The 20,686-nt window shown below is 52.2% G+C and carries 19 protein-coding genes; 12 read left to right on the forward strand and 7 right to left on the reverse strand.

Translation table 11 applies throughout. From position 1 onward, the window contains the following. Positions 1-20: 20 nt before the first annotated feature. On the forward strand, positions 21-875 hold the full coding sequence (locus tag ACTRXD_RS06965; RefSeq protein WP_442431118.1) for a hypothetical protein: 855 nt from the start codon (positions 21-23) through the stop codon (positions 873-875). A gap of 154 nt (positions 876-1,029) precedes the next feature. Here ACTRXD_RS06965 and ACTRXD_RS06970 read toward each other — a convergent pair whose 3' ends face one another. The 3 genes from ACTRXD_RS06970 to ACTRXD_RS06980 form a co-directional block, all read right to left on the reverse strand. After that, a complete protein-coding gene (locus ACTRXD_RS06970) occupies positions 1,030-1,194 on the reverse strand; it encodes a helix-turn-helix domain-containing transcriptional regulator (RefSeq protein WP_442431119.1) in 165 nt (54 codons plus the stop codon). A gap of 6 nt (positions 1,195-1,200) precedes the next feature. After that, positions 1,201-1,488 (reverse strand): hypothetical protein, encoded by a 288-nt coding sequence (locus tag ACTRXD_RS06975; RefSeq protein WP_442431120.1) that lies wholly within the window; start codon positions 1,486-1,488, stop codon positions 1,201-1,203. 240 nt (positions 1,489-1,728) lie between these two features. After that, complete coding sequence (locus tag ACTRXD_RS06980) at positions 1,729-3,594, reverse strand: CocE/NonD family hydrolase (RefSeq protein ID WP_442431121.1); 1,866 nt, start codon at positions 3,592-3,594, stop codon at positions 1,729-1,731. Positions 3,595-4,459: 865 nt separating this feature from the next. Here ACTRXD_RS06980 and ACTRXD_RS06985 point away from each other — a divergent pair. The 3 genes from ACTRXD_RS06985 (at position 4,460) to ACTRXD_RS06995 (ending at position 7,679) form a co-directional block, all read left to right on the forward strand. Further along, positions 4,460-5,011, forward strand: coding sequence for a metal-dependent hydrolase (locus ACTRXD_RS06985; protein ID WP_442431122.1), 552 nt, complete (start codon positions 4,460-4,462; stop codon positions 5,009-5,011). Positions 5,012-5,099: 88 nt separating this feature from the next. Further along, complete coding sequence (locus tag ACTRXD_RS06990) at positions 5,100-6,023, forward strand: cation diffusion facilitator family transporter (protein WP_442431123.1); 924 nt, start codon at positions 5,100-5,102, stop codon at positions 6,021-6,023. A gap of 72 nt (positions 6,024-6,095) precedes the next feature. Continuing rightward, entirely contained in the window at positions 6,096-7,679 is a 1,584-nt protein-coding gene (locus tag ACTRXD_RS06995; protein WP_442431124.1) for an ATP-binding protein, read from the forward strand. Between the two features lie 118 nt (positions 7,680-7,797). Here the strand turns inward: ACTRXD_RS06995 and ACTRXD_RS07000 are convergent, their stop codons facing one another. Beyond that, positions 7,798-9,111 (reverse strand): endonuclease/exonuclease/phosphatase family protein, encoded by a 1,314-nt coding sequence (locus ACTRXD_RS07000; RefSeq protein ID WP_442431125.1) that lies wholly within the window; start codon positions 9,109-9,111, stop codon positions 7,798-7,800. 330 nt (positions 9,112-9,441) lie between these two features. On the opposite strand from ACTRXD_RS07000, the gene ACTRXD_RS07005 reads away from it, so the two are divergent. Next, the gene (locus ACTRXD_RS07005) at positions 9,442-11,124 is read left to right on the forward strand and encodes a formate--tetrahydrofolate ligase (protein WP_442431126.1); all 1,683 of its coding nucleotides are present in this window, start codon (positions 9,442-9,444) and stop codon (positions 11,122-11,124) included. A gap of 51 nt (positions 11,125-11,175) precedes the next feature. Here the strand turns inward: ACTRXD_RS07005 and ACTRXD_RS07010 are convergent, their stop codons facing one another. Further along, the gene (locus ACTRXD_RS07010) at positions 11,176-11,619 is read right to left on the reverse strand and encodes a hemerythrin domain-containing protein (protein WP_442431127.1); all 444 of its coding nucleotides are present in this window, start codon (positions 11,617-11,619) and stop codon (positions 11,176-11,178) included. Positions 11,620-11,871: 252 nt separating this feature from the next. Between ACTRXD_RS07010 and ACTRXD_RS07015 the strand changes: the two genes are divergently transcribed. The 3 genes from ACTRXD_RS07015 (at position 11,872) to uvrB (ending at position 14,560) form a co-directional block, all read left to right on the forward strand. Then, positions 11,872-12,150, forward strand: coding sequence for a type II toxin-antitoxin system Phd/YefM family antitoxin (locus ACTRXD_RS07015; RefSeq protein ID WP_442431128.1), 279 nt, complete (start codon positions 11,872-11,874; stop codon positions 12,148-12,150). Then, positions 12,147-12,443, forward strand: coding sequence for a type II toxin-antitoxin system RelE family toxin (locus ACTRXD_RS07020; protein WP_442431129.1), 297 nt, complete (start codon positions 12,147-12,149; stop codon positions 12,441-12,443). The genes ACTRXD_RS07015 and ACTRXD_RS07020 overlap by 4 nt, the downstream gene beginning before the upstream one ends. A 107-nt stretch (positions 12,444-12,550) precedes the next feature. After that, positions 12,551-14,560 carry an excinuclease ABC subunit UvrB gene (uvrB, locus tag ACTRXD_RS07025; RefSeq protein WP_442431130.1) on the forward strand — a complete coding sequence of 670 codons (2,010 nt, stop codon included), beginning with the start codon at positions 12,551-12,553 and terminating at the stop codon, positions 14,558-14,560. Between the two features lie 203 nt (positions 14,561-14,763). Here the strand turns inward: uvrB and ACTRXD_RS07030 are convergent, their stop codons facing one another. Together ACTRXD_RS07030 and ACTRXD_RS07035 are read right to left on the reverse strand one after the other, a co-directional pair. Beyond that, positions 14,764-15,027: a DUF4321 domain-containing protein gene (locus ACTRXD_RS07030; RefSeq protein ID WP_442431131.1), complete on the reverse strand. Its 264-nt coding sequence runs from the start codon at positions 15,025-15,027 to the stop codon at positions 14,764-14,766. 199 nt (positions 15,028-15,226) lie between these two features. Next, positions 15,227-15,898, reverse strand: a complete 672-nt coding sequence (locus tag ACTRXD_RS07035; RefSeq protein ID WP_442431132.1) for a hypothetical protein — start codon at positions 15,896-15,898, stop codon at positions 15,227-15,229. 240 nt (positions 15,899-16,138) lie between these two features. On the opposite strand from ACTRXD_RS07035, the gene ACTRXD_RS07040 reads away from it, so the two are divergent. From ACTRXD_RS07040 to ACTRXD_RS07055, 4 genes are all read left to right on the forward strand, one after another. Further along, on the forward strand, positions 16,139-17,575 hold the full coding sequence (locus tag ACTRXD_RS07040) for an SAM-dependent methyltransferase (RefSeq protein WP_442431133.1): 1,437 nt from the start codon (positions 16,139-16,141) through the stop codon (positions 17,573-17,575). A gap of 251 nt (positions 17,576-17,826) precedes the next feature. Beyond that, positions 17,827-18,132, forward strand: coding sequence for a twin-arginine translocase TatA/TatE family subunit (gene tatA, locus ACTRXD_RS07045; protein WP_442431134.1), 306 nt, complete (start codon positions 17,827-17,829; stop codon positions 18,130-18,132). 118 nt (positions 18,133-18,250) lie between these two features. Continuing rightward, positions 18,251-18,538, forward strand: a complete 288-nt coding sequence (locus ACTRXD_RS07050) for a Sec-independent protein translocase subunit TatA/TatB (protein WP_376753403.1) — start codon at positions 18,251-18,253, stop codon at positions 18,536-18,538. A 489-nt stretch (positions 18,539-19,027) separates the two neighbouring features. After that, positions 19,028-20,497 carry an alginate export family protein gene (locus ACTRXD_RS07055; RefSeq protein ID WP_442431135.1) on the forward strand — a complete coding sequence of 490 codons (1,470 nt, stop codon included), beginning with the start codon at positions 19,028-19,030 and terminating at the stop codon, positions 20,495-20,497. Positions 20,498-20,686: the final 189 nt, after the last annotated feature.

The raw sequence follows: 20,686 nt of genomic DNA on the forward strand, positions 1-20,686 counted from the left end.
AACTGTTGTGGAGATAAGGTATGGAGAAAAAAGCTGAAAGTATTAAAAGGTTCTTTGGGAGGTTTGAGCGACGCATTGTTGCTGCTACTTGTTTTGCCGCTCTGTTACTGGCGGTGATGTTGCACAATGTAGGTGGAGGAAAGTGGACTGATTGGTTTGAGCCGAGAGCAGTTTTGTCACTACTTGGCATGGTAGTCGGATTTTTGTATCTGCATTGGCAACTTGAGTTACAAAATGAAAATACGATTAAGGCCAATAGGAAACAGGCTGCGGACAAGTTAAGGTTAGAGGTATATGAAAAAATAGCCAATCGTCTTGAGGCCACCCATGTACCACTCGCAAGATTTATTAATTCCCCGGTACTCTTTGTAATGGGTTTGAAATCGTTAAATGAATTAAATGCATTGGGGTCTCGTCCAGGTGATATGCCAGAGAGCTCCTTTCCGAAACAGGATCTTCTGGCGATTTCGAATGACCTTGAGAATACGATTCGCTCGCTTATCGCGGTAATTGAAATTTATGAAGTGGCAATGAGTGATTTTGGGATCTTCAAAGAGAAGTTAAGTGAACAATTGACGCTTGCCACCACCGAAGCCAGAAAATTTTTCTTTCAGACCCTCTCGTATGTAAAAGTAGATGGCTTTGGACCAGCTGTGTGGCCTCCTGACTCTCAATACTTAGATAAGGCAGTAAAGACTATCACAGCCTCGGGTTTTGACCTTATGGGTACAGTGGAGGATCTTCGGGTAGAAGCCTTAAACCATTTGGTGAGTCCTCTTTTCCATGGCAAAAAAGCCACCCCTCGGATGCCTGGTGACCCTACGATTCAAGTAACATCAATTAGCTCCGCCAGTGCAAGCCAGGATAACCTTTAATCCGCATGCGTCTTCCGACAAAAGACAAAGTTATCTCACCAAATTCCTGAAACTCTTCTCTTTTTTTGGGCTTGAGGTCAGTTCTCCCAACTCAATATCTAAAAATTTCGTCGCGGGCGGTGGCGATCTCATTTCCCTTTTTAATTCGTTAAGCCTATCGGTTTGCCGTGACGGCGAGGCGGAATTCTAACGCGTGGAGGAGGGCATCGAGGCATTTGAGTGCAGGATTGCCCCGTTCGGAGAGGATCTTGTACAAGCTTTCGCGGTTGAGTTTAGTCTTTTCGGCGAGTTGGGCCACCCAACCTTGAGCTTCGGCCACCTTCCTTTACGCCAGCAGGAACAATTCGGAATCGCCCTCCTCCAGCGCCGCGTTCAGGTATTCTTCCGCCTCACCGGCATCACGCAGACTTTCAATCAGATCTGGTTGATCGGCATTGATCTTTTTCACCTCTGCTCCGACGCCTGCCGTCTGGCCCAAGGAAGGGACGCTCTCCCCAGTGGGCGGGCCTTGTTTGAGCCCTGCGAGTTGGACCGCCCTCTTAAGACTGGCGTCCGGTCGCTCTCCTAAGGCCAGACGGGGCGTCAATGGTTTTGGGCCCTTTTGCCGAAACAAAAGGGCCTCGCCTGCCGGGGCGAAACCCGGCAACACCGAACATCACGTTGACACGAGAATGGGGGACACACCTGGATGCGTTCACCTGTCTAAACGTTTTAGGGGGGGAACACCCAAGAGGAATTCTTGACGATTTAAAACGCGAATGCGAGTTTGGCTGGGCTCCGATCTTTCGTTTCACTCAAGATGACAATTTTTCTTGGATACGCTTTTCCAGCAACTTGTTAGGGTTGGTAACTCTCAGCGAACTACCGGCAATTCAATGTTGGAGGGGCGATCGAGTGTGTGCCAGACTTCCCATGTGGGTGCCGGGCCATCCAAATTCTGAAAATGATCCTTGTCGGCTCCTGCCAGGGCGATGCGAATGCGATGCCCTTTTTTGAATTGATAGGACGTGGGAAGCAACTCGACTAGTAGTGGCTCTACGTCACCTGGAACGAGCGGGGCGGCGTCCGCACGGCGAAACGTGTGAACGGGGAGGGGACCTGTCGAAGTGAAGATGGTGTCGCTTGGTTGCCATTGCCGATGGATGGCCCGCAACTCGCCTTCGGTGACGTAGTGCACGTCCCCTTCGGGTGAAACATCTTCCAGGTAGACGAAAAGATTCGTGTCTTGAGTGGTGGAAGAAAGGTAGACGGTGGCCACCGGATGGCCGGTGACTTCGAGGGCGTCTGAAAGCGGCTCCGAGGTATAGAGCAACAAATCTTGGTCTTGTTCTTTCCGGTCGGGGTAGGGATCTTTCAGCGAAATACCCACCAGAGTGTTCCACCGGGAATGTTTGCCGGTTCCCGTGGTGAGATCTACCTGGTATCGATCTGGAATGTTTTCTGCCGAAGGAGCATTCATCGAGAGCCCACCTTCGTTCTGGAAATACATCGAAAGTGGAAAGGAGTCAGGTGGCCAGCGAGTCGATGCTTTCCATCGTTCCTCGCCCATGGTGTAGTAGCGGATCGGTGGATCATTCGCGTTTTCCGTGGCCACGCCCTTCAGATGAATATCGAAAAATTTCAGCAGTTCAGCCGCATGGTCGAATGTCGCCGGTCCCAGCGCATAGGGGCTGATCCGGCGTTTCCCTCCGTGGTCCCATGGCCCGAGCATGAGCCGATGCGACGGCTGTTGGTAGTGGAGGTACCGTTTGATGGCGGCCAGTTGATATCCCCCGTCGAACCACCCGCTGTAGCTGTAGATGGCTGCGCCTGATTTGGCAATGTCGTTGGCATAGGTTTGCGTGCTGAGCGCGTCGATGTTGGCGGCCTGTCTCGATGGTGGAGGGTCATCTCGAAAGACAATTTCCGAGGCTTCCCGGTACGGACTCCAATTCTTCTCGTGGTCCTGCAGAGCGAGGGACAAGAGATCAAGGCTCGTATCGCCATCCACCGGCCGCACTCCACGAATAAAGAGATTCGCGATGACGCCTCCGTGGGGTAATTGATTGTGGTCAAGCCGATGAGTAATCGCACTCCAGGTTTCGGTAAACCAGTTGAGATGGATGCCACCTGGAAAAATAATTTCTGAATAGAGATCGAATCCTGAATACATCGGGGCAATCGCTTTGACGGCCGGATGCTGATTGACGAGTAACATTTCAGCGGTTCCGCCACTATAGGAAATACCCATGGCCCCGACCTTTCCGTTCGACCAGGGTTGGGCGATGATCCAGTCCACAATTTCCGCGCCGTCTTTGATTTCCTCAGGGGAATAGGCGATCGGTCTGGTTCCGAATGACGCGCCGGAGCCGCGCACATCCACATCGACCCACGCATAGCCCTGTTGAAGGAATCGTTTGGCATAGGACCCGATGAGCCCACGTGGACCGTCATCTTTGACGGCGGAGACCAACCAGCGATATTCGATCGCCCGCCAATACCGGGTTTGGTGTAAGAGGGTGGGAACGGTGTGCCCTGGCGTAAGGTCGGCGGGGAGATAGACATCCACCGCAAGCTTGACCCCGTCCCGCATCGTGAGATACTGCGAGGTACGGTGAAATGTCCCGTTGGATTCTGCGCTGCTGATAGTAGAGGATGATGGCCTGCCATCGGGTAGAGCGGCATGTTCAACGGTATTGTTGGCGCAACTCGTCAGCCACGGGAAAGTGAACCATAGCAAGATGAGAAGTGCCCACCCCTGAACGGAGAGTCCGAACAGAGGGAATCGAAAGAAGCGGTTGGTAGATAGGAAGTTGGGATCGTTTCGTCTAAACATATGGAGATGGATGGGTTGCTTCACACAGGAGGGCTGATGGTTGAGCGAGCAGTGATGAAGCTTATGTTGGATGATACAAAATTTATGGTTCTGGCCTTATAGCTTTAGAATGTGTATCTGGATTCCCTCTTGGAGTTTGCCAGTAAAACGCGTTGTGAAGAGCGCATCGCACTTGTTTACTCCCGTGTCTAATGCGATTTTCTGCGTTGCCGGGTTTCGCCCCGGCAGGCGACCTACTTTTGTTTTGGCAAAAGTAGGCAAAACCATGGACGCCCCGTCTGGCCTTAGGAGAGCGACCGGACGCCAATCTTAAGAGGGCGGTCCAACTCGCAGGGCTCAAACAAGGCCCGCCCACTGAGGAGAGCGTCCCTCCCTGAGGGCCAGACGGCAGGCGTCGGACATGAGAGGGGGCTGTTGAAAAAAGCCGCCAGCGGCGTTCTTGCCATTTTCCCGTGCTCACGTACTGGAAGTACGCTCTGCGCGCAAAAATGACTGCGGCCTTGCTGGACGAACTTTTTTGAACCGCCCCGAGGCCTCTAATATGCAACGCGACTGCGAGTCAATATGCCCTTGGAAATTATCATTCAAAACTTCCGTGAGGCAAACCTTTCAGGGGATCACATGAGAGAGTGAGGAGCCATATATTCTGCATGATCCCTACTGTACCCATCGACACCGGATTGCATAATGACAAAACGGAAGGATAAATGTTCCGGTGGAATCGCCAATGGCTTCATGATAGCAAGAGTGTGAAGAGAAGGAGAAGGTGATGGCTTCAGCATTTGCACATGTGGTGGTGGCGTATGCCATAGGCAAAAGTCTGAGGACTCCATTCCACACCGCAAGGTTTTGGTGGTTCACGATGGCCTGTTGTCTTTTTCCGGATGTGGATGTGCTGGGACTGGCACTCGGGATTCCGTATGAGCATATGTTGGGGCATCGTGGATTCACCCATTCCATTGTCTTTGCCATGCTGGTGGGTTTGGTGGTGCCCCGGTGGGTCACTCTAACTCTTGCGTTTGGGACCGGACCGTATTGGGTGTTTGCCGTGTATTTCTGTCTCGTTACCCTGTCCCATGGGTTTCTGGATGCCCTGACCAATGGGGGGCTCGGCATTGCCTTTTTTGCGCCATTCGACTCGACCAGATATTTCTTTCCCTTGAGACCGATAGTCGTTTCGCCGATTGGGCTCTCGGCCTTTTTATCCCAGGAGGGAATGGGCGTGCTTCTCAGTGAACTGGTGTGGATTGGCATACCGGTTGGGATCTGGTTGTTGTGCCTACGCGTCATCAGGAAGCCGGAAGGGAAAGGCATCCCATGAGACACCAGAGGCCGGACTTTTATCCGGGCTATCAGGTAACATTGCGCGTTCTCTCGCCCAAAATGTTATTCGTATAATTTCAGGTCCGATGGCATCATCCTCAAAAAAAGTTATCTACGCGGCCTTAATTGGGAATAGTCTCATTGCGGTCACCAAATTCGCCGCTTCGGCGATGACCGGCAGTTCCGTGATGCTGGCCGAGGGCATCCATTCTTTGGTGGATACCGGCAATCAAGGTCTGCTGCTCTATGGACTCCACCGCGCCAAACGACCGGCTGATGAGCGCTACCCGTTCGGGTATGGCAAGGAAATCTATTTTTGGAGTTTTGCAGTGGCCATTCTGGTCTTTGCCTTGGGCGCGGGAATTTCCCTCTATGAGGGCGTGTTGCACATCCTCCATCCGAAACCGATTATCAACCCCATGGTCAACTATATCGTCTTGAGTCTCTCCCTCGTCTTTGAGGGTGCCGCCTGGTACATGGCCTTCCGTGAATTTTCCCGTGCCAAGGGAAAGTGGTCGTATTTGCAAGCGGTCCAACGGGGAAAGGACCCGACCATCTTTATGGTGCTCTTCGAAGATTCGGCGGCGGTGCTGGGGTTGGCGGTGGCCTTTATTGGCATCTGGTTGGGACAGGTGACCGGTATTGTTTATATTGACGGCATTGCAACCTGTATCATCGGGTTGATTTTGGCGGGGATCGCCATGTGGCTTGCGTACGAAACCAAGGGATTGTTGATTGGCGAAAGCGCTAATAAGGAAGTGGTTCAGAGCATTCGTGACATGGCCAATCAGCTTCCCGGCGTGGAGCATGTGAATGAAGTCCTAACCATGCACATGGGACCGAATTTTATTTTGGTGAATCTGAGTGTGGACTTTCGAGACGGGGTCACGTCCGAAGAGGTGGAACGCGGCGTGGCCACATTGGATAAGGATATTAAGGTGAAGCATCCCCTGGTGAAACGGGTGTTTGTGGAGGCCGAAGCCAGACGGGTCCTCAAAAGTCCGGAATAATGCATCACGGTCTTTGCGTTGATGAGGTTCAACGGGATGCTTAAGGCCTAAGAAAAGGGATAGACGATCGCGATGGGTGAAACCCGGGTTGATTTGCTTCATCTGCTTGAAGATTTGCGGGATGCCTATCCGGGCGCGCTCGAAGACACCATTCTTACCGAAATCATTGCGAATGCTCTGGATTCAGGAGCCAGCCGGATTGTGATGGAAGTGAATCCGTCCGCGGGAACGTTGATGGTAAGAGATAACGGGTCGGGCATGCAACGGAAAGACTTAGCCCGCTATCATGACATTGCCTCCAGCACTAAACGACGGGGACAGGGGATTGGCTTTGCCGGTGTGGGTATTAAGCTGGGGTTGTTGGTGTGCCAGGAAGTCCTGACGGAAACCAAGCGAGGACACACGCATGTGTCGACCACATGGCATTTGTCGTCACGGCATCGGGCTCCCTGGAAATGGGTCCCTCCGATCGGCATGGTGATCCAACAAGGCACTGCTGTTCGTCTGAAACTCCACAATATTCTCTCTCCACTCCTGGATCAGGCATTTATTGAGGCGGCCATCTCAAGACATTTCCAACCGTTGCTGGATCCCACGTTTTCCACCATCCTGAATGCTCACTACCCCCACGGGGTGACGTTTGAAATCAATGGGGTGGATCTGCCGCCTCAACGCTTTGAGGCGCCGCTGCATGCGCCTTTGGAAATTCGCTTGGCGCGCAAACGGAAACCCTCTGCGGTGGGATATCTGGTGCGAACGGGAAATTCTTTGCCCGACGATCTCCAAGGATTGGCCATTAGCACCTTTGGCAAAGTCATCAAGTCCGGGTGGGATTGGTTGGGGATTACCCCGCAGGCACGGGAACACATTTCCGGACTGATTGAGGTGCCTGGTCTGGCGGCCAGCCTCACATTGAATAAGGGGGATTTCATTCGTGTGGGAGCACGAGGCGCGACATATTTGGCCTATCGGAAAGCCATCCAGGAAGCCGTTCAGCGTCAACTTTCAGAATGGGGCGTGGTGGATAGTCCGGTCGAGGAAACGCCACCCCGCCAAATCAGACCGCTGGAACGGGATCTTGAGCGCGTGCTGGAAGATCTCTCCGACCTCTTTCCGCTCCTGGGATCGTTGGTCGAACATCGGAAGGGCGGGCAGAAGCGGTTACCGTTGGGAACGCCGGGCCCCTACGAGGCTATGCGGGCGGTGTTGGTTCCCGGAGAAGTCCCGCAGGATCAGGAAACGGAACCAGAACTCGTCGTTCAACCTCCCGGCATTGAACTCCCAGGTGGGGAGACCCCACGTGAGCCTCGCGAGCCGGGAGAAGATGCCTCGGTTGTGTCTGACTTTCTGCTGCCGGACCGGGGCAGCCGAAGGGCTCCGGCCCGGTTTGGGCTTGGTATTCAATTTGAAGACCGGGTAGATGATCAAGAAATCGGGCGGTTAGTGGAGTCAACGGTGTGGGTGAATCGTGCCCATCCTGCCTATCAACGGGCCGTGGCGACGCGGTCGGTCGGCTATCATATTGCCCTGGCGGTGGGGATGGCCTTGGCACCGCTGGCAGTGGAAGCTTCAAGCGAGCATGCCTTTCTCACGGCCTTTCTCTCCTGTTGGGGCGAGGCCGGTCTTCCCAAGAAATCGAAGCCACGCAAGCGGTAAGATTTCGTCGGAAATAGAGAATGGAATTGTTGAATAGTTAAATTTCCATCAGTTTGAATTCCAACATATTATTGCGAGGCAATCGAGAGCAATGAGAGAGGGTTAGGTGGAAGGATGCTTAATCCTGATCGGTATTCTCGATTTCCAACACGACCGGGCAATGATCGGAGAGAAAGCGGTAGGCGAGCGGATAGTTTCCTCGTATGCGTTCACAGCCTGCCACGGCGCAATAGCCGGTCACCTGGACTGTGGTGACGGTCACTTCCTGCATCTCTTGAGGCACGAGTACATGATCCAGCCAGCCACCGCGTCCGCGAAAATAGTGGGAGCATTGCGGATGTAAGGTCAGATCAACAAACCCGGGTTTTTCCTTGGCAACTTTCCTACGCAAGTTTTTCAGTTCGGAGTTCCTTGATTGCCAATCGCCGGCACCCATCGTATTGAAGTCCCCGAGTATGACCACATCCCGATCGCGACCGAGGAGGGGACCGATCGCTTCATCAATCCCGTTCAACGCGTGATGCCGATCCTCCACGGCAAACACCGTGGGACCGGATTTTAAATGCAGTCCAATCAGATGAAAATCTACGCCATGGGGTTCTCTGGCTTGTACCCACGCATATTGCCCCGGGCGTAATCCGAAGGTGCAGGCGTTATTAGCCGATTTTGCCCTCGCGTTAAACTGCCACAAGCTTTCAAATTGCGACAAGGACACGCGGGCGTCGTTCCACAAGAGGCCGACATGATGGTCCTCGGGCCGGCCGCATGGTTGGCGATACCACCGCCATGTGTCCCCCGTCTGTTGATTCAGCGAAGCGATGATCCTGTCCCAGGCTTTGGTGGCCTCCGGGGTCGCCAGACTTTCCTGGACCGCGAGAATATCAATTTGCATCCAACGGATCGCACAGATCAGCCAGTCGATGTCGGTCGGATCGGCATGATTCTCCTTGTGATCTGTGGGCTGACCGATGGGAAACCATCGAATATTCCATGTAGCCAGCCGGATCTTGGCAGAAGATTGCGCAGCCATACGGCTGCCTTGCTTGATGGCGGTCTCGCACTGATCCCGGCTGGCCCATACTTCGTGCTCTTCTCCCTCAGCGGTCAGGGGAAGGCCGAGTTTGGCAGGTGGTTTCGGCGTCAGTGAACCGGCTTTGAGATATTTTTTATGCACCCAGGCCGTTTCCCCATCTGGTAGGCGAAGGGAAAGCCATTGTCCATTCTGTGCAGTCTCCTCAATGGTAGCGCTGGTGCCCGTCGGGACATGCTTCAGATAGCTCGGGGCCGGGTTGCGATGGAGAGGCACTCCGATTGGTTTAATGGCTTCAAGAATCACCGATTGCCCAACCTCAAAATCTTGGGCGAAAGTGATGGTCCAGCCACACATGGTGAACCAACATACAAAGCCGAATGTAGAGAAAAGTTTATGCATGTCCTCTACTTACCAAAACTTGGGATAGAATACCAATCGGGGCCCCGGAGTGCCTGTCATGCGGGAATAGGCCCTGAGCCGACTTCCTTCTCGTTGCCTCCCGGTCAAACCCACCATATTTATCGGGCATAGACTTGCTGCTTTTTCGGTATTGTCCGGGCGTCCCCTGCATCATACCGGGATGGCATGCTTGAATGCCCAAGCGAGGTTAATATCTCGGGCCGGCAGGCGCCGGGGCGGGAGAACAGGGACGCCGTCCGCTTCAAGTATGCGATAATGAATACAACATCCAGACCGTAACCCCATGCACGTATTTGAGGAGTCAGCCTGATGAGCCATTCTTCCATTAACCTCGACATCGCCAACCGCATTCCCTTGCAACCCATCGCCGAAGTGGCCCGGGAAAAACTTCAACTGGATGCGAGTCAAATCGAATTGTATGGGCGGTATAAGGCCAAAATTCCCTTAGCGTCCCTCTCGCCATTTCCTAACAAGCCGGAGAGTAAGCTTATTTTGGTGACCGCCATGAGTCCGACGACGGCTGGAGAAGGCAAGACCACGACACTCATCGGTCTGGTAGACGGCTTGAATAAGATCGGCAAACGGGCTGTGGCGGCCGTTCGAGAGCCAAGCCTGGGGCCCTGTTTCGGAATGAAGGGCGGCGGATGCGGGGGAGGGTATGCTCAGGTGGTTCCCATGACCGACATCAATTTGCATTTCACGGGGGACTTTCATGCGATCACATCTGCGCACAATATGTTGGCGGCCCTGGTAGACAATCATTTGTATTGGGGGCATAACCCCCAGATTGATCCGCGTCGGGTGACGTGGGGTCGGGTGCTGGATGTGAATGATCGCTCACTGCGATCCGTAGTCACGGGACTTGGGGGAAAATCCAACGGGTTTACCAGAGAAGCACGGTTTGACATCACCGCAGCCTCGGAGGTCATGGCGATTCTGTGTTTGGCAACCGACCTCCAGGATCTTCAGCAACGTTTAGGTCATATCAAAGTGGGGAGAACGGCCAACAAGGAAATGGTCTTTGCGAAAGATATCCAGGCGGAGGGAGCCATGACCGTGTTACTCAAGGAGGCTCTCAATCCCAATCTTGTGCAGACCCTGGAGCATAATCCGGCCCTGGTTCATGGCGGTCCGTTCGGGAACATTGCCCATGGATGTAGTTCCGTCGTGGCGACCAAGGCGGCTCTCACACTCGCGGACTATGTGGTGACAGAAGGAGGGTTTGGTGCCGATCTCGGGGCCGAGAAGTTTTTTAACATTAAATGTCGACGATCCGGTCTCACGCCGGCATGTGCCGTGGTGGTCGGGACGATCAAGGCGTTAAAACTTCATGGTGGAGCCAAGGAAAACGAACTCGAACAGGAAGATCTGGACGCGCTCCGGCAGGGGTTGCCGAATTTATTACGCCATTTGGAAAATGTGAAGAAATTCGGGGTGCCCACGGTTGTAGCCATTAACCAATTCACGAGTGATACCAAGCGGGAGTTGGAACTTGTGGAGCAGGCGTGCGCGGATCATGGGGTCAAAATGGCTCTGGCGAATCATTGGGCTGAAGGCGGAGCCGGTGCGATGTCCCTGGCCGAAACCGTTCGTGAGGTCATAGAAAAGGAGCCCGCCGACTTTCGCGTGCTGTATCCTGATGCGATGCCACTGGCAGAAAAAGTGCGAATTATCGCCAAAGAGATTTACCGGGCCGAGGATGTAGAGATTCCGCCGGCTGTCCATGCCCGTTTTGCTGAACTCGAAAAAAACGGGTTTGGGCATTTCCCCATTTGTATGGCGAAGACGCAGTACAGCTTTTCCACCGACCCTGCCAAAAAAGGAGCCCCGACCGGGTTTACGCTTCCGGTTCGCGAGGTTCGCCTCGCGATGGGCGCAGGATTTGTGGTGGTCATTACCGGGGATATGATGACGATGCCCGGCCTTCCGCGTGTCCCGGCGGCTCAATCGATCGGCATCGACGCAAAAGGGAATATTGTGGGGTTGTTTTAGGAAGGAGCACGGGAACGTGACTGGCCGCAGGGGGTGTGCCGATCGAGGAGATCAGTTGCCCATCCGGGCGAGCAGGGAGGCCCGCTCTTCGTCGCTGACGCAATTGTCAATCCACGGATAGAGGATTTTTTCTTCCTTCACATTGTGTGCAGTTAACACCTGAAGTAAACCTTCTTCCGCTTCCTCAGTGGTAAGGTCTCCCTCTGCAACTTTTGCCTGAATCTGTTCCAGAAAGTCCTTGATCTGCCGATGCTCATTTCGCATAACTCCGGTCGGCCCATGGTCTCTGACCATTTCCGCTTGAGCCTCAAATACCGGAAAAAGAATCTCCTCCTCCTCCCACCTGATATGCCGGTGCAGTCCGGTTAACAATTCTTGAAACAGTAATCGGGATTTTTGAGAATCCTGCTTCTTGAATGCTTGAAACCGGGTGAATATGTCATCCAGGCGGTCATGATCATGTCCCATAAACTCCGCAATTGTGGTTGTGGTCATACGTCCTCCTCTCTTGAAGGCGGTTTGTCCCGGATGTTCTTGGATGATCCTGGACTGACCAGCACAAGAGCGTCAAGAGGATCCACGGCGTTGCCCTTAGGCCGCCGCGTAAATCTTTTTTCTTATACCATGGTTGTGTACTGAAGAGCGGACTCCACTGCTCGATTGTTTTCGGATTGTGTCATCTTGTCTGGTTTTAGAATGACCAGTATAATGGTTAGATATCGAACTATTTGGAGGGGAGGATTTCTGATGCCGCATGTGGATCAATATGTGTCAGTGACGCAGGCAAAGGCGCAACTCCTTGAACTGATCCGTCAACTACAAAAGCGTCAGGATACGGTTGGCATTACACGAGACGGAGTGCCGACGGCCGTGCTTCTCAGCATGGAGCATTTCGAAGGATTGATGGAAACTCTGGACATTTTGAGTGATCCGAGGACCATGCGCCCGCTTCGGAAGTCACTCAAGCAGGCTCAATCCGGTCGTTGGGAAACACATGAATCCGTCTTTGCCGGCAAGAGTGGATGACGCCCTATCGTGTTCGGTATACCCCGGAGGCCGGGGGCCGCATCCGCAAACTGCATCCTGAGGTTAAGCAGGAAATCCGTGATGCAATTCGAACATTGCAGGATGCACCCTTAACCGGGCATTCTCTCCAGCAAGAACTCTTCGGCTATCGATCATACCGTGTGCGGTCCTACCGAATAATTTATCGACTCAATGACGACGAACGAACTATTGACGTGATTTTCATTGGACAGCGTCGGAATGTCTACGAAGAGCTTCTCTCGCTGGTTCGCCGTCCTTCCTTTGGGAATTGAGTTCACACCAATTTACTTGCCCGGGAAAACTGCGGGAGTTGAGAGATTGTCGAGTCATGTCGTGTGATCCATACCTGCCCCTCCTGTTTGCCTTGTGATACATTGTCATGATGCAAGCGACCAATACCTTTTCTCTCAAATCCGATTACACACCCAAAGGTGATCAAGGGAATGCGATTGCTGCGTTGACTGATGGCATAGAGCAAGGGCTTAAGCATCAAGTGTTGTTGGGGGTCACGGGTTCGGGGAAAACCTTCACCATGGCCAATGTGATCGTCAACGTGCAAAAACCTACACTGGTTGTGGTCCACAATAAGACGTTGGCGGCTCAGTTGTATCAGGAGTTTAAATCATTTTTTCCTGACAATGCGGTCGAATATTTTGTGAGCTATTACGACTACTATCAGCCGGAAGCCTATATTCCGACTACGGATACCTATATCGCCAAAGACTCCGCCATCAACGACACCATTGACCAGATGCGCCATGCGGCTACGACGGAGCTCCTGCAACGCAATGACATTATTATCGTGGCGTCCGTGTCGTGTATTTATGGTCTGGGATCGCCTGAGGTCTATCACGACATGTTGTTATATCTGGAGCCGGGTATGGAGATTCGCCGGGAGCGCATTCTGGCCAAGCTGGTGGATATTCAATATTCGCGGAATGATCTCGAGTTGCAACGTGGGATGTTTCGGGCTCGGGGGGATGTCATTGAGATCTATCCCGCTTCGTCCGATTCGAATACGGTCCGGGTGGAATTGTTCGGCGACGAAGTGGAAGCCCTGTATGAAATCGATCCGTTGACCGGCCAGTCGTTGCGGAAGCTGCCGAAAATTGCCATCTACCCTAAGAGCCACTATGTGATTGCGCCCGATCGCTATGAACAGGCCATTACCGGCATTGAAACAGAACTGGAAGAACGCATTGCCTATTTTCGCCGGACAAATCAATTGCTTGAAGCGCAACGGATTGAGCAACGGACGAGATTTGACCTGGAGATGATTCGAACGATGGGGTATTGCCATGGGATTGAGAACTATTCCCGTCACCTGAGCGGACGGGCGCCGGGCGAGCCGCCGCCGACCCTGTTGGATTATTTCCCCAAGGACTTTTTGCTGATTGTGGACGAATCGCATGCCACCGTTCCGCAATTTGGCGGGATGTACGAGGGAGATCGTTCACGCAAAAACACCTTGGTCGAGTACGGGTTTCGCTTGCCCTCGGCGATGGATAACCGGCCCCTTAAATTTCCCGAATTTGAAAGGTGCATGAATCAGGTGGTGTATGTCTCCGCCACTCCGGGACCGTATGAACTGAAACATGCCGGCAAGGCGCTGGTTGAGCAAATCATTCGACCCACAGGCCTGATTGATCCCGTGATGGACGTGAAGCCGGCGAAGGGCCAGGTCGAACAGTTGCTCGGGGAAATCCGGCTGCGAGTGGCAAAGGGGCAGCGGGTGCTGGTGACGACGTTGACCAAGCGCATGGCGGAAGATCTGACCGAGTATTATCACGACCAGGGGTTAAAGGTGCGCTATCTGCATTCGGATATTAAAACGCTCGAGCGGGCGGACATCATCAGGGATTTGCGTAAGGGTGTGTTTGATGTGCTGGTCGGCATTAATTTATTGCGTGAAGGGTTGGACTTGCCGGAAGTCAGTTTAGTGGCGGTGCTGGATGCGGATAAGGAAGGTTTCCTCCGGGGATATCGTGCCTTAGTACAGACAGCCGGGCGCGCGGCACGGCATCGCGAAGGCACTGTGATTTTGTATGGGGATGTGGTCACGGATTCGATGCGGAGGGCGTTGGACGAAACCGGCCGCAGACGAACCATTCAATTGGCATACAACGCCGAGCATGGGATCACGCCGGAAACGATCAAAAAACGCATCCACGATTTGGAGTACCAATTGGCAGAAGCCGATTATGTGGATGTGTCACTGGCGGCAGAGGCGGTTGCGGCGTACGGGGGCGAAAAAGATTTAGAACAGAATATCGCCGCATTGGAAAAAGATATGAAGGCGGCGGCCAAGGCTTTGGAATTCGAACGAGCCGCCCAGTTGCGGGATACTCTCCGTGTTCTCCGCCAAAAGCAGATCCAGGTCGGAATTTAAATCAACATCACCGCCTTCTTTCATTTTCTACTATTGAAATCCGGGATAGTGACCCGCTCCATTTCCTATTCCGTTACCCTGTCGGAAGCAAGTGGTGATCTATCCGCAACGAGCCCACCAGGGATTCACCATGCAGACGGTTGGAAATGACTATGCTGGAAAGAGTGTGTTTCGAGAGATACGGTCCGAGCGTTTGAATTCCTCTATATGTGTTTATAAACGTAGGCCCCGAGGAACATTCCCAACACGGTGAGGAGGTTCATTTTCAAGAGGAAACCGAGTGTGAATTTTATCAAGACCAAATTGACGGTCACGGGTGGGTCTAAGCCTAAGTTTAACGCCTGCATGAAAATATTTTGCACGGTGCCCTGAGGAGCCACGACCAGAAGAATTTCCCCTAAAATACTGCCTAACAGCCCGCCAATAAAAATAAATAAGAGTAAGTAGCTTCCACTCTTTTTTAACACCCGTTGCCTCCCGGCGCATTGTTGGGGATCAGGGACTTGTGTGTATGTGAACGCTGGAATGTATCAGAAATTTGCACGAAATGATGGCTGGAATGGCCCAAGAATATGCTTAGGGTAAACTGCTGAATACCTTACAAGAAACATGGAATTGAGTCAAGAAATAGCCGGGCGCAAAAGGTCTGTGGCCTCATGAGAGCGTTTAGGGTGAAGCGGGCGCGACAGGGTGAGGAGCAATGGTAAATCGCATGGTGCCTAACTTATTGACGTCATTGGCGATATACCCCACGAAGATTTCGACGCGGTATTGGCCTGGTTGCCAGGTCCCGTCCGGTGGGAAAAATTTCAGAAAGCCGCTCTCGTCTTCCGTGGCCAGATCGACGATATCCTCGTCGAGCCATTGAGGAGCATTCATCCCGGTCTCTGAGTCAGAGAACAGACGGCCAATGATTTGATAGGACGACAAATGTTCATGGACGGTAAACACCAGGTATACTGATGTGACGTTTGGCAGGAATGTCTCGGTTGGCCTGACGGGGATATGTGTATGACCGCCCCTGGTGGTCGGTTTGACCTCGAAACTTTCTGCGAAATCTAATCCCAGAAATACTCCCCCTGGTTTTTTGTCTAATGAGGGAATAAGAGGAGATTGGGAGTAATTATCATAAAGGGATGGAACATCAGAAAAGTGATCGGGCGGAGTATCATATTGGGAAAACCCGTGTTGTGTATCTTTCGGTTGAAATACGGAAGGGGAGTCGGTTTGAACGGGAGAATCACTGCCCAAAGCTGGGCCGAGCATCGTCAAGAGCATGATTGATATCAAGATTCCCCACAGGAGGTTGCGTGGCATGACGGACAAAGCAGGTTTCATACAGGTCTTTGTGTAGAGTGTGCGTGACCAGACAATCGTGATTTCCAAAACTCTTTTCCCGCTTTTTTTAAGAATCCACGTTCTCTACCTTCGATGGCGTCATTGAGTCAAGGAGTTTCGATCTTGTCTTGCAGCACCATGAGGTGTTTGTTAAGATTCCGGCCGGTTCTACGCATTTTCATCTACTTTGTTGCCACTGGCATTTTCATTCATTCTTTCTAAGGAATATAGGTTAGAACTATGGGTGCTTCACCAAGTATGGATCCCGATGCATTGCCGCAACTCGTAGGAGATTTTCAACCGGTCGATATGTGGCAAGCCCACATTAATCGTCTTTTTTACGGATTGAGGGGAAGTCGTGTTCGGGAATATTACCAAACAGTGGCTGCGGCCGATTTCCGGTTGGGCTTTGCCTTGGCCGAGGACTATTGGCGTCGGTGTGGACAACGAGCGAAAACTCCAAGTGCCGATCAAGCGACCACACCATTGACCGTGATGGAATGGGGCGCCGGGAATGGGAATCTCGCGGCGTGTTTCTTGGATCGTCTCCAGGAGTTGGATCAGGAAAAACGGATATTTCCGAGAATCACCTATCGTTGTATAGAGCGCGAGCCGGTTTTGTTGGAGCAGGCCAAAGACAACACGGATCTGGCCAAGCATCGTGACCGGGTCACATTTGACCTTGTGTCTATCGAGGATCTTGCTGACTTTCCGGATGGGAGTATTGATCGGATTATCTGCAATGAACTCTGGAGCGAGTTGCCAACCAAGCTCATTCTGCGAAAAGGCGGTGAGATCCATGAGGAACAGCTTCGTCCCAATCTGAACGAAAAGCGGTTGGCGGATTTCCCAGATTGGCCAAAGTTTATTGAGGCCTTTGGTCAGCAGGATATTGAATCTCTCACCGGGTTACCCTCGTTTCTCGAAGATCTTGTCTGGGAGCGGGAATATCGCCTCATCGAGACCAAGGACTTTCCCTTTCGCCGGACGGTCGCAGAGTTTCTCAAACAGATCGATGAAGAAGTCCTCGTACCCTACAACGTGGGTGCCTGTCAGAGCCTTAAGGAAGCCAAACGATTGTTGGCCCCGAACGCGATCGGATTTAGCGGTTTTGACGCAGGAACGGTCGATCCGCATGTGCTGAATGACCCGGAAAAGCCCTGTTATACGGTGCAGGGTGGCCAATTCAGCTTTATGGTCAATTTTCAGTTGATGCAAGACGTGGCCAGGCATTTGAATATTCACACGGGCGTGATTGAATCTCAACGGGATTTTGTGGGACGGAGTTTGTCAACCAATGTGATCACGGTCATGGATCTGCTGGCATCACATCCTTCGCCGCCGGAAGGCCAGGCCTGGCAATTGGATGCGTTGATTCTTCGAACCCTTGATGTATTGAACCGCACGTACCGGAGTCCATACCAACGTCATATCGAATTTCCGCTTTCCGAAAGTACTCCCGCTCACGAACGCGCCGAACTAGAAAAACTGGTGCAATCGTTACCTCTTCATGGTGTGCCGGATACCATCGCCTATCTCACGGAATCGGAAATTTGGAAGGCCATGCCCGATTTGGAAAAATTGGGGTACGATTCAGAAGGCATCAAAGGCATGTTGGAACTTCCCCTACAGCCGGTGGACTACATTCACATGTTTTTTGCCTTGAAGGATTCATAGTCATCCTGACGGTTGCGGGATGCGTTTTGTCGTGTGCCAATGATTAGGGCAGAACGCGCGTCATAATGATTGTGTAATTGGAAGTCTCTCGACGGAGGAGTGGATCCTGTGAAGGCAAAACCTCAATCTGAAAAAAGTCTTTGCCTACGCAAGAAATTGGCAATCAGGTAGATTTTTTGAAAAGGGTTGTGTATACTGCGGCGGATTTTTCTAAAAACGTAGACACTCATTCACAATAAAACGAGGTTGCTGTGTTTGGATCGTTTGGATGGATGGAGCTTATGCTCATCCTCATCATTGTGCTCATCATTTTTGGTGCAGGGAAAATCCCGCAGCTTGGTGAGGGTTTAGGTAAAGCAATTAAGGGATTTAAAAAGTCTGTTGCCGAAGCGGATGCGTTGGATGTGACCCCGAATGAGCAAGGCGAAGGCGGGCAGGCCCCACCGCCCCAATCGGAACAATTGTCGAGCCAACACCAGACAGCAGAGGTTCCCCCGCCGCCCCCGGCGCAAGGGGTGCCGCAGCCAACGGAATCCACGCAATCCAAACAGGGATAATTTGCGGGTGAGATTGACACGGTGAAGACCGCACACCGAAGAGACAGGCAGCATGGACCCAAGCCTGATCAACGCTCAAGGTATATGTTCAGCCGGCAAATTATAGAGGAGTGGGAAGATGTTCGGTTTAGGAGCGATGGAAATTTTGATCATCCTCGTCATCGCGTTCCTGCTCTTTGGTCCTAAGGAATTACCGGAAATCGGCAAGCAGGTCGGAAGAGCGGTCAAAGGGTTTAAGGAAACAACGGAAGATCTTCGGCAATCGGTTGAGCCGGAAATCAATATGATTACGCAGGAATTCAAATCTGTCGAACAAGATTTGGAATCGTCAATCAAAGAGGCCGAAGCAGAGATCAAAGGGGCGACAGAACAAGCCACCGAGTCCGGTGGATCCAAAATGGGGTAGCCAGGGGAGGTGCGACTCCGTGAGGACATTGACTGCTGGATCGTTTCGTTGACACCCAAGCTTTATTTCGATTTTTAAAATTTATCTGTCATTACGAAATCCTTCCGGACGGTCATCAGACTGTTCATTGTGCGCACTGCGGGCGGGTCTACGGTTCTCTTCTGTCGTGTTGTTTTTGCAACTATCGTAGCATTCAAGCGATGGGGCAATATACCAAAATCATCGAGAAAGTCAGCGAAAAGGCATTACTTTTTAATGATTTACGACAAATAATGTGACTTGGCATCTAAATGGCAAACAACAAGTGAACGGATGAGTCGAAGAACAAGGCATCCATTGGGTTCGAGAATACATGTCAGTGCTTGAGATGGCAAAAGTTACGCAGTCAAGACGGAAGCGGATGAGAGAAACCAACAGCTCTGGATGGAAATGGGGTACAGGGCGTTGGATCTTGAATCCACAGGGCTATTCACCAACAGGAGGAGTGCAATGAGGACTTTTTATCGATCCTTTACCAGGTTGACAGCAGCGGCTTTGATTGTCGCCATGTCCGCAGCACCAGGGTTGGCCGCCAAGACCACTCCGGCGACCGACAAAAACACCAACGTGCCTGCCGTGCCACGGGCCATTCCAGATCTGGTGCCCTACGGCAAGTTTGATCCACCCAAAGGGGTGTTTGATCCCAGCAAATTGACGATTTCCGGCGACATGCGTGTTCGGCCGGAGTTCCGGACGAATGGGAACTTTAGCAACAATGGCGATTCCAATGCCTACTTCACGCAGCAACTCATCCGGTTGGGATTTAATTACGATGTTTCCCCGGATGTCGTGTTTTTTCTCCAACCTCAGGTGTCCAATAATTTCGGTGCGATGCCGAACCCCGATAATGTGGGTGGAGCAGGAAACCCCAATAGTCCGAATGCTGATTTATTTCTTCGCCAAGGGTTCATGTTGGTCAGAAATTTCTTAATGCCAAATTTGACATTGAAAGCTGGTCGACAACTCATGGTGTGGGGAAATCACCGGATCTTCGGTCACTTTGACTGGAACAACGTCGGTTTCTCTTTCGATGGTGTGACGATGCGATACAACCATGCTACCGTGCCGGTGGAATTGGGCTGGTTGCGCGTAGCGGAAGGCAATTGCGTGCAAAATGCAGGCGGATGTACAACCGGGAAGGCCAGTAAGGGTGATGGCGACATTTTGTTCTTACGTCTCCCGATGAAGTTCGGGTCTGTTGCAGTCGAACCCGCCTATATCTATGAAGACGGTGGTGCAACCACGGGAGCCGGTTCACCGGCCTTCGGTACCGGTGGACAGCAATCTAATCAGGAACGAAGCACCGTCGGTGGCCGTGTCGCGTTCAAAGAGGGAATGTTTGATCTTACGGGAGAAGGTTATTGGCAATTTGGAGAAATCGGGCCTGTCGGCGGAGCGAGTCAGACTCGTATCAATGCCTTGGCCGGACATTTGGACGGTGGTATTACCTTGCCGGTTCCAATGCAGCCCCGTATCGGTGCGGAAATCAACTACGCCACCGGTAGCAGCAATAAGGATGGTGGCCATACCTTCAGCCAATTGTTTCCGACGAACCACATTCATTTCGGGTACATGGACTTGATGTCCTGGCAAAATATGTTGACTTATGGCGGAAACTTGCAATTGCGTCCGACGCCGGAAAGCCATTTCGAAATTGCCGGGCATATCATGCGGTTGGCGAACAAGAGGGACAACTGGTACACGGCTTCTCAGGCCACCTTCTTTAGCACTCCTGCAGGCAATGACGAAAAGTCCCTGGGTGGTGAAATCGATGTGGTTTACACCTTATTCTTCCAAAACAATAGGGTGGGATGGCAATTGGGCTACGGCCACTTCTTCACCGGAGATTATTTGAAGAAGAACGGGTTTGGTACGGCTGATCAGAACTGGGGCTACACCCAACTCTGGATCAACTTCTAAGAGTCATTTTTTTAATAAGGGGATATAACCCTCCCCGTTATCCTGAGCGCCCCGGTTGGTATTTTCCCAACCGGGGCGTTTTTTTTCTTTGTCCTCCCTCGGTGGCTGACAGGGTTTGGTTTCTATCAGGCAGCCGAGGTCTTGTCTCTCGGAAAGAAACCCCATAATCTTTGTCACTCAGATCCAGTA

This window comes from Nitrospira sp. T9 (assembly GCF_052156535.1).
Classification (GTDB): Bacteria; Nitrospirota; Nitrospiria; order Nitrospirales; family UBA8639; genus Nitrospira_E.